The following is an 8,711-nucleotide window of genomic DNA, read 5'->3' as shown; positions in this document are numbered from 1 at the left end:
GCCCGGCGTTTGAGGGCGAGCCGCGAAGCGGCGAAAAAGGGGGGGAGAGGGGCGCAGCCCCATCAGGCGGGGCGGCGGACCAGGAACGCCGCGCCCGCGCCCGCGGCAAAGAGGGCGAACACCGAGACGCCCGTCGCGAGCCACGTCGCCCCGAGCCACTGCCCGCCGAAGTAGCCGAGACCCACGCTGTACCCGGCCCAGGCCACGCCCGCCAGGGCGGACCAGGGGAGAAACTCGCGCACCCGCCGGTGCGCCGCCCCCGCGCCGAGCGAGACGATCGAGCGCCCCGCCGGGGCGAAGCGGGCGATGACGACGAGAACACCGCCGCCGCGCGCGAGCGCCGTACCGAGACGTTCCTGCGCGCTGGTCAGGCGCCGGGAGCGGGCGATCGCGCGGTCGAGGCGTGCGCCGCCGCGCCAGGCGATGCGGTACGCGACCAGGTCACCGAGCACGGACGCCGTCGCGGCGCAGAGCATCAGGAGCAGGATGTCCGGCACGTCGTTCGGGACCCGTCCGGTGCCGGAGCCGGCGGCCGCGGCCGCGGTGGCCGCCGTGATGACGAGCACCCCGCTCGGCAGCAGCGGCAGGAAGACGTCGAACAGGACGGAGATCGCCACGACCGCGTAGATCCATGGGCTGCCGGTCAGCGCCCCCACACTCTCCAACACCGAAACTCCCCGTTTTTGCTCCCCCGGTCGGCAACTCGTCGCCGCGATGCGCGGGGAGCGGCGGGTGGCGGCCGTGTGACAGCGGTACAGCGTACGCCGCGGCCTCGCCCATAGATCCATTGGGGGCTCAGATGTTCGCCACGTCACGTTCACCCGGGTGCCGCCCCTGACGCGGCGTACGTCCGCGAAGTCCCGTACGAACGGAGCAGAAGCGCACACAAGGGGCGCTCGACGGGCGGGGCGAGGAGAAGAGGAGAACTCGACGATGGTGGCAGGAATACTCACCGCCGCCGTGGCGGCGGCCGTGCTCGCCGCGAGCGGCGGCGCAACGGGCGAGGGCGCCGACTGCGTGCGCGCCGAGGGGCGGTTCGCGCCGTCCAGGGCGCACTCGCCCGCGCTCACCTACGACCGGAACCTCGTGCCCCCGGGCGCCCGGATCCAGGTCACCCAGCGTCACGAGAAGGGCGGCACCCGGGTCACCCTGCGCGTGCGGGGCGTCGAGCCGGGCTTCGCGTTCGGCGCGCACGTGCACCAGAAGCCCTGCGGCGTCGACCCGGCCGCGGCGGGCGGCCACTACCAGCACCACCCGGATCCCGAGCAGCCGTCGGAGAACCCGGCCTACGTCAATCCGGACAACGAAGTGTGGCTGGACTTCACCGCACAACGGGATGGTTCCGGACAGGCGTCCGCGGTCCACTCCTGGGGCTTCCGGCCCGGCGCCGCGTCCTCGGTCGTGCTCCACCGCGAGCAGGGCGGCGCCGGGGACCGGGTCGCGTGCTTCACCGTGCCGTTCGAGCCGCGCGCCGGGTCGTAACGCCTGGAGACAGCTGGCGACACCTGGGGAGAGCGCGAAGCGCCCCCTTCTCCGTACCGGGAACCACGTACGGAGAAGGGGGCGCCGCTCAGGCGTGCCTGCGGGTCAGGCCGCGATCGGCGTGCGCTCGGCGTCGTCCGCCGCCTTCGGGTCCCGCTCGCCGCGGGCGGCCGCGATGACGCGGTCGAGGCCGAACGCCCCGGAGCCGGTGAAGACGAGCAGCAGGAAGGCCCAGCAGAACATCGCGGAAGCCTCGCCGCTGTTCTGTATCGGCCACAGGGCCTCCGGCTGGTGGACCTTGAAGTACGCGTAGGCCATCGAGCCGGACGACACGAGCGCCGCGGCGCGGGTGCCGAGGCCGAGCAGCACCAGGGCGCCGCCGACGAGCTGGATGACGGCCGCGTACCAGCCCGGCCAGGTGCCCGCGTCGACGGTGCCGCCGCTGCCGTCCGTGCCGCCGAGGGCGCCGAAGAGCGAGGCGGCGCCGTGGCAGGCGAAGAGCAGGCCGACGACGATGCGGAACAGGCCGAGGGCATAGGGCTGGGCGCTGTTGAGACGTCCAGTCATGGTGGGGGACTCCTTCGGTCTTGAGTCGGTTGGGGACGGGAACCGATCGGAGCCCCACATTAGGTCCGCCTAATTAGTACTTGCAACTTCAACATCTGAGTGTTTCGTGAGAATCCGCTGTATCCGGCCGTCGCCGGTGTCCCGGGGGTTCGGTATCCCGTCCTGAACTGTCGCCGCCCCGGCCGGAAACGTTGCCGCCCGCAGCGCCGCCCGCGCCACCGCGTCCGCGTCCGACAGCGTCACCGAGTCCACCCCCGGCCTGGCCCCGGCCGCCGTCACCCAGTGCACCCCCTCCGTCGGCACCCCGAACGCGAACCTCCGTGCGTGGGCCCGCCCTTGGCGGTCGAGCAGGTGGTAGGGGCGGGGCGTGACGTCGAGGCCGCCCGTCTCGTAGCCGTCGACCGTGTGCGGGCGGCACGCCCCGGACCGCAGCAGCTCCGCGAGCAGCGCGTCCCCGGTGCGCCGCAGGTCGGGCTCGGGCAGCCGCGCCTCGACCAGGGTGGTCACCCGCACCTCGGAGCCCGGCACGTCCGGCGAGTGCGCGACGAACGCCCCGTCCTCGCCGCGCACGCCGAGCCGCGGTCCAAGCACCTCCACCACGCCCGCCTCGACCAGCGCCGTCAGCTCCTCGACGCGGCGGCGCGGCGGCCCGATCGACAGGAAGGCGTTGAACGGCGTGTACCAGCCGTCCAGGTGGGCGCGGCGCGAAGCGCCCGCGAGGCCGCCGTGGTCGACGGCGAGCCGCAGTTCGTTGCGCAGGTCGCGGAGCACGTCGAGGGCCGCCTTGAGCGGGCCCGCCACATTGCCGAGGGCGGCCTGCGCGGCGTCCTCGCGCAGATGGCCGAGCAGCCAGGAGCGGAAGTCCCGCGGCGAGCGGAAGACCTGCCCCTCGTACGGGCGCGCGAGGCGGTCCCACGACCAGCGGTCGGCGTCGGCGAACCCGAACTCGTCCAGGACCAGGGCCTCTTGGGGGCTTTCGTGCGCGGTGTCCAGGAAGCGCTCCCGGAAGGCGCGGGCCCGCTCCGCCGCGCCGGACTCCGTCAGCCGCGCCGCGTAGTAGACCGTCTCCACCTCCTTGGCGACCAGCGGCCAGATGTCCGCCAGGAAGTCGGCCGGGTCCCCGCTGTCCGCGCGTTTGCGGAAGCGGGCGATCGCCTCCGGGGTGAGGACGGCCGGCCGATGCCGCCCGTAGGGGCCCTTGGCGTTGTCGCCCCGCGCCTGGTACGGGATGCCCCGGCGCGAACCGGCGTACAGCCGCGGCTCGTTGCCGGACGCCACGTAACGCAGCCCGCCCCGCCCCTGCGGCACGAAGCGTCCGCCGCGCCCCTGCGTCAGGAGCGCCATGTGGTCGAAGAAGTTCAGGCCGAGCCCGCGCAGGAGGACCGGCTCGCCCGGTGCGAGGGCGGTGAGGTCCACGTCGGCCGGATTGGCGGGCGGGACGTGGCGCAGGCCGTGGCGGGCGGCGTACGCCGTCAGCTCCCGCTGGGCCCGGTCGCCGGTCTCGGGCAGGTGGCCCTGGGCGAGGACGACGGCCGAGAGCCCGGATATCTCGCGGGAGTTGTCGAGTACGAGGGTCTGCGCGCCGCAGGGCGTGCCGGCCGCGTCGGCCGTGTCGACCAGGCGGACCGCGCGGGCCGCGTGCGTCTCGACGCGGACGGTGCCGGGGGCGGCGCGCACGGTCTCGGCGAAGAACCACTCCAGATAGCGGCCGTAGTCGGCGCGCGTCGGGTAGTCGTCCGGGCCGAGCCCGGGTATGTGCCCGCGCGCGGCCCACTCGTACAGGCTCGGGCCCGGCCGGATCGGCCCCGCGCAGTCGACGCTCGGGTCGGTGAACAGCGTCACCTGGGAGGCGACGGTGTTCATCAGGAGCTCGGGGGACTGGGCGGTGCGCCACACCCGGCCCGGCCCCGGTGGCGCCGGGTCGACCACGTGGACCGTGAGGCGTGCCCCCGGCGGCAGCAGCTCGGCGGCCGACGCGCACAGGCGCTCCAGGACGCTCGTGCCGCGGGGGCCCGCGCCGACGACGGCTATGGAGGGGTCGGCGGTCGCAGCAGCAGACAAGGGCGTGACTCCCGGTACGGGTGGGGCGCAGGAAGCGGACGGTGCGCTTCATCATGCCCTGCGGGGCTTTCCCCAGTCCCGCCCCTTCCCGCGCTTCGCGGCTCGTCCTCAATCGCCGGACGGGCTCTGAATCAGTCGGCGGGAGTCCACTGTCTGGAAGGTCGTCGCGCCGAGGCGTGAGCGTTGGGCGCGGTCGAGTTGCAGTGAGGCCGCGCGGCCCCGCAGCGTCAGGGTCATCACGTGGTTGCCGAACCACGGGCCGCCCGTCCGCCGCCAGGTGATCGCCGCGCGCGGGAGCCGCCCGTGCCGCGCGAAGCGGCGGCCGAGCGCCCGGCCGACGCGGCTCCAGCCGAAGCGGAAGCCGAGCCTTATCGAGGCGGGGATGGAGTTGTGCACCGGCGAGCAGGTCAGCTGGAGGACGCGGGCGTCGGGCCCGCCGCCCTCGGGCCAGGCGGGCTCGGCGACGTACGCGTGATGGACGTCGCCGGACAGCACGCACACCGTCGCGGGCGCGTCCTCGCCGGAGCCGGTCTCGGCGATCAGCGCGGCCAGCGCGTCGAACGACGACGGGAACGCCGCCCAGTGCTCCAGGTCGGCGCGGCGGCGCAGATCCTCGCCGAACCTGGCCCAGCGCGGGCCGCGCTCGCCCCGGCACAGCGCGGCGTCCCAGCCCTCGGCGTCGTGGATGAGATGGGGCAGCAGCCAGGGCAGCGACGTGCCGATCAGGAGGTGGTCGCAGCCGCCTTCGAGGGCCTGCTCGCGCAGCCAGCGGGCCTCCTCCGGGTCGAGCATCGCGCGCTCGTCCTCCTCCAGGACGCGGGCGGCACGGGTGTCGACCATCAGCAGGCGTACGCGGCCGAAGTCGCGGCGGTAGCTCCAGCGTGCCGCCCTGGGGTCCGCGTCGGCCGCGGCGGCGAAGGCGCGCAGCGCGTCCGTGCCGTCGGACGCCGCGCGCACGGTCGCGAACAGTTCGTTCCGCTCCAGCTCCGCGGGCGGCAGATTGCCCAGGTGCTGATACACCCAGTACGACATCAGGCCGCTGAGGACGCGCTCGCGCCACCAGGGCGTGGCCCGCATCCCGGCGAGCCAGGAGGCGCTGGTGTTCCAGTCGTCGATGACGTCGTGGTCGTCGAAGATCATGCAGCTCGGGACGGTGGAGAGCAGCCAGCGCACCTCTGGGTCGAGCCAGGACTCGTAGTAGAGGTGGGTGTACTCCTCATAGTCCGCGACCTGGTCGCCCGGGGGTTCGGAGAGGTCGCGGCGGGCGGCGAGCCAGCGGCGGGTGGTCTTGGAGACCTCGTCCGCGTACACCTGGTCGCCGAGGAGCAGCAGTACGTCGGGGCGCGGGGCCGCGGGGTCGGCGGCGATGCGGGCGGCGAGGGTGTCGAGGGCGTCCGGGCCGACGGGGTCGTGCTCGCCCGCGGGTGGCGCGGCCCACCGGCAGGAGCCGAAGGTGACCCGCACGGTGTCGCCGACCGTGCCGTCCGGCCCGTCCCCGCCCGGCGTGCGGATCGTGCTCGCCGGGAACGGGGACCGGGGCAGCGGCCACACGGGGCTGTCGTCGAGCGTGACCTCGTACGCGGTGTCCGTGCCGGGGCGCAGGCCCGTGACCGGGACGAGGGCGTAGTGGTGCCCGGCGATCTGGAACGTCCGGGCCGAGCCGCCCGCGCCGTCCGCGCACCGCACCTCGGCCGTGCAGGGCCGGTCGGCCTCCACCCAGACGGTCGCGCTCGCGCCGTCGACGTACCTCAGCAGTGGACCCAGACGCAGCCGCGCCACAGTGATCACCCTCCTCCGTCGCCCCGTACGGTACGGAACGACGGAGGCGGGCGGGGTGGTTCCGGCGAACCTGAGCTCAGCGGCCGCGCGGGCCCGAGGTCAGCAGCCGTTCAGGACGGACGTGAGCGCGCTCTTCTCGGCGGAGTCGACGCTGAGGCCGTAGTGCTGCTTCACGTCCACCCACATCCGGGCGTAGAAGCAGTGGTACGAGGTGACGGACGGCATCCATTCGGCCGGGTCCTTGTCGCCCTTGGCCTGGTTCACGTTGTCGGTGACGGCGATGAGCTGCGGCTGGCCGAGGTCGTTGGCGAAGCCCTTGCGGCGGTCGGTGGTCCAGGTGCTGGCGCCCGACTTCCATGCCTCGGAGAGCGGGACGACGTGGTCGATGTCGAGGTCGGATGCCTGCGTCCAGGTGGCGTTGTCGTACGCGGACTTCCAGGTTCCGGAGACGGCGGCGCAGCTGCCGTCCTGCTGGACGTTCTCGCCGTCGCGCTTGAGGACGGTTTCGCGGGTGTTGCAGGCGCCGGACACGGTCGACCAGTGCGGGAACTTGTCGCGGCTGTAGCCGTCCGAGGAGCCCTCGGGGCGCACGGTGAGCTGGGCGAGGTAGCCGCGGGCGGTGTCGGCGCTCACGGGGGTGGGCGGGGCGGCCTGGGCGGGGGAGCCGGAGAGCAGGGTCGCGGCGGAGGCGAGGGCGGTGACGGCGCCGAGGGCGGCGAAGCGACGCGCGTAGACTGCGGGCATGTGAACTCCCTTGTTGTGGGGGGACGTTGACCGGTGGGGCGGCCATGCTGGCGCGGCCGGGTTGCCCCGAGGTGTGCGCCGAGTGACAGGGTCGCGTCAATCACCTGTAAACATCAAGGGTGCTGGCGCCGCGTCATGGAGGCGCGCCGGGGCGGTAGTTGGTGCTTCGGGGTGAAATGCCCGGCCCGGGGTGCTCCGGTCCGCCGGGACCGTCCGGGTGTGCGCCGGGGCGGCTGTGATGCCGGTCACCGCGGTGCCGGGCCGAAAGTCCCTGGCCGGTGCGGTGCGCGGGTCGCGTACGATGGCCGGAGCAGAAGGGGAGTAGCTCTTCGCCGGACCGTCGACATACTGCTCAGCTCGTCTGAGCCGGCGCCCGGAGGCAGCCCACGTGGTGGGCGGCCAGCGAGACCTTCGGCAAGCAGTGCCCGTGTACACCCTCCGTGTACGACGCACACCTTCGTGTGCGACACCGAGCGCTGCCGTGCCGAGGTGTCGTACGCGAAGGCTGCGGACTCTCGGTGGGGCGGCCCGACCGATTGAGGAACCTTGATCAGCATCAGCGTGACGGCGCTCGTCTTCGGCGTCGTCTTCCTTGCCGAACTGCCCGACAAGACCGCGCTGGCCGGGCTCGTCCTCGGCACCCGTTACCGCGCCTCGTACGTCTTCGTGGGCGTCGCCGCCGCGTTCGCCGTGCATGTGGTGCTCGCCGTGGCGGCGGGCAGCGTGCTCACGCTCCTGCCGCAGCAGCTGGTGCACGCGCTCACCGGTGTCCTGTTCCTCGGTGGGGCGGCGATGCTGCTGATGACGAAGGGTGGGGCCGATGATTCCGACGAGGTCCGGGCGCCGAAGAACCAGAGCTTCTGGCGGGTGTCGGGGGCGGGCTTCATGCTCATCCTGGTCGCGGAGTTCGGCGACCTCACGCAGATCATGACGGCGAACCTGGCGGCGCGGTACGACGACCCGCTGTCCGTGGGCCTCGGCGCGGTGCTCGCGCTGTGGGCGGTCGCGGGGCTCGGCATCGTGGGCGGCAGGGCGCTGATGAAGCGGGTGCCGCTGGCGCTCATCACGAAGGTCGCGGCGGTGCTGATGCTGGGGCTCGGGGTGTGGAGCCTGTACGAGGCGATCGCCTGAGGCGGCCTGGGCGGCCTGGGTCGGTTTGAACTGGGCTGACCTGCGTTGTTGGCGTTCGTGGAGCTTGTTTTGTACCGTGAGGGAACAAAGTGGCTCCGCCCGTACTCCCTGACCGGCGGGCGGGGCCGCCTTGTTCTCTCTTCCGTGTGCGGTTCTTTCCTTTGGAGTACGCCGATGACGGCCGTGAACGTACTGACCGCCCGAGCTCTCCTCCTCGACATGGACGGCACCCTCGTCAACTCCGACGCCGTCGTGGAGCGGTGCTGGCGGCAGTGGGCCGCGAAGCACGGGCTCGACGCCGACGAGGTGATGAAGGTCGTGCACGGGCGGCAGGGGTACGCCTCGATGGCGTTGCTGCTGCCCGGGCGGCCCATGGCGGAGAACTACGCGGAGAACCGCGAGATGCTCGCCCAGGAGACCGCCGACATGGACGGCGTCGTGCCCGTGCCCGGGGCGCCGGAGTTCATGGCCTCCCTCGCCGGGGTGCCGCACGCGCTGGTCACGTCCGCGGACGTCGGGCTCTCCACCGCGCGGATGGCGGCGGCGGGGCTCGCGCTGCCCGAGGTGCGGGTGACCGCCGAGAGCGTGGGGGCCAGCAAGCCGGACCCCGAGGGGTTCCTCAAGGGGGCCGCCGAGCTGGGGTTCTCTCCCGCCGACTGCGTGGTCTTCGAGGACTCCGGGGCCGGGATCGCCGCGGGGCGCTCCGCTGGGATGCGGGTGGTCGGGGTCGGGCCCCGGGCCGGGGCGTACGAGCCCACTGTGTGGGTGGATGACCTTACGCAGGTGCGGGTTTCCGCTGACGCGGGGTTTGTGCGGCTTATGTTCGGGTGAGACGGGTCCCCCGGGGGTGGGGCTGGGTTGCCGTCGGCCTTTTCGCCCCGCTGGCGTGGGGGATGCCCCTCCCTTGGACGTCATGGCGTCGTTGGACTGGGCTGTGCCCACCCGTG

General features: G+C 73.4%; 8 protein-coding genes. 3 read left to right on the top strand and 5 right to left on the bottom strand.

Annotation, left to right across the window (positions count from 1 at the left end; genetic code table 11):
* Positions 1 to 62 precede the first annotated feature (62 nt).
* Positions 63 to 668 (bottom strand): DedA family protein, encoded by a 606-nt coding sequence (locus tag STRAU_RS28915; RefSeq protein WP_016643965.1) that lies wholly within the window; start codon positions 666 to 668, stop codon positions 63 to 65.
* 265 nt (positions 669 to 933) lie between these two features.
* Between STRAU_RS28915 and STRAU_RS28910 the strand changes: the two genes are divergently transcribed.
* Positions 934 to 1,482, top strand: coding sequence for a superoxide dismutase family protein (locus tag STRAU_RS28910; RefSeq protein ID WP_016643964.1), 549 nt, complete (start codon positions 934 to 936; stop codon positions 1,480 to 1,482).
* A 105-nt stretch (positions 1,483 to 1,587) separates the two neighbouring features.
* On the opposite strand, the gene STRAU_RS28905 is transcribed toward STRAU_RS28910, so the two are convergent.
* The 4 genes from STRAU_RS28905 to STRAU_RS28890 form a co-directional block, all read right to left on the bottom strand.
* Positions 1,588 to 2,049, bottom strand: coding sequence for a DoxX family protein (locus STRAU_RS28905; protein ID WP_016643963.1), 462 nt, complete (start codon positions 2,047 to 2,049; stop codon positions 1,588 to 1,590).
* A 69-nt stretch (positions 2,050 to 2,118) separates the two neighbouring features.
* On the bottom strand, positions 2,119 to 4,110 hold the full coding sequence (locus tag STRAU_RS28900) for an FAD/NAD(P)-binding protein (protein WP_016643962.1): 1,992 nt from the start codon (positions 4,108 to 4,110) through the stop codon (positions 2,119 to 2,121).
* Positions 4,111 to 4,218: 108 nt separating this feature from the next.
* Positions 4,219 to 5,889 carry an alkaline phosphatase D family protein gene (locus tag STRAU_RS28895; RefSeq protein ID WP_052029331.1) on the bottom strand — a complete coding sequence of 557 codons (1,671 nt, stop codon included), beginning with the start codon at positions 5,887 to 5,889 and terminating at the stop codon, positions 4,219 to 4,221.
* A 99-nt stretch (positions 5,890 to 5,988) separates the two neighbouring features.
* Complete coding sequence (locus tag STRAU_RS28890) at positions 5,989 to 6,633, bottom strand: HNH endonuclease family protein (protein WP_037662592.1); 645 nt, start codon at positions 6,631 to 6,633, stop codon at positions 5,989 to 5,991.
* Positions 6,634 to 7,179: 546 nt separating this feature from the next.
* Between STRAU_RS28890 and STRAU_RS28885 the strand changes: the two genes are divergently transcribed.
* Both STRAU_RS28885 and STRAU_RS28880 read left to right on the top strand, forming a co-directional pair.
* The gene (locus STRAU_RS28885) at positions 7,180 to 7,764 is read left to right on the top strand and encodes a TMEM165/GDT1 family protein (protein WP_016643959.1); all 585 of its coding nucleotides are present in this window, start codon (positions 7,180 to 7,182) and stop codon (positions 7,762 to 7,764) included.
* A 174-nt stretch (positions 7,765 to 7,938) separates the two neighbouring features.
* Entirely contained in the window at positions 7,939 to 8,595 is a 657-nt protein-coding gene (locus STRAU_RS28880) for an HAD family hydrolase (protein WP_016643958.1), read from the top strand.
* Positions 8,596 to 8,711 lie beyond the last annotated feature (116 nt).

Origin of the sequence: Streptomyces aurantiacus JA 4570, assembly GCF_000414115.1 — a bacterium.
In the GTDB taxonomy this organism is placed as follows: Bacteria; Actinomycetota; Actinomycetes; order Streptomycetales; family Streptomycetaceae; genus Streptomyces; species Streptomyces aurantiacus_A.
Note: the sequence above shows the minus strand (reverse complement) of the source record. Positions and strands in the feature narration are given on the sequence as shown.

Bases quoted from the DNA above. Each gene is read 5' to 3' on its own strand.
- STRAU_RS28910 (WP_016643964.1), top strand. From the start codon at position 934: ATGGTGGCAGGAATACTCACCGCCGCCGTGGCGGCGGCCGTGCTCGCC.
- STRAU_RS28890 (WP_037662592.1), bottom strand. From the start codon at position 6,633: ATGCCCGCAGTCTACGCGCGTCGCTTCGCCGCCCTCGGCGCCGTCACC.
- STRAU_RS28880 (WP_016643958.1), top strand. From the start codon at position 7,939: ATGACGGCCGTGAACGTACTGACCGCCCGAGCTCTCCTCCTCGACATG.
- STRAU_RS28905 (WP_016643963.1), bottom strand. From the start codon at position 2,049: ATGACTGGACGTCTCAACAGCGCCCAGCCCTATGCCCTCGGCCTGTTC.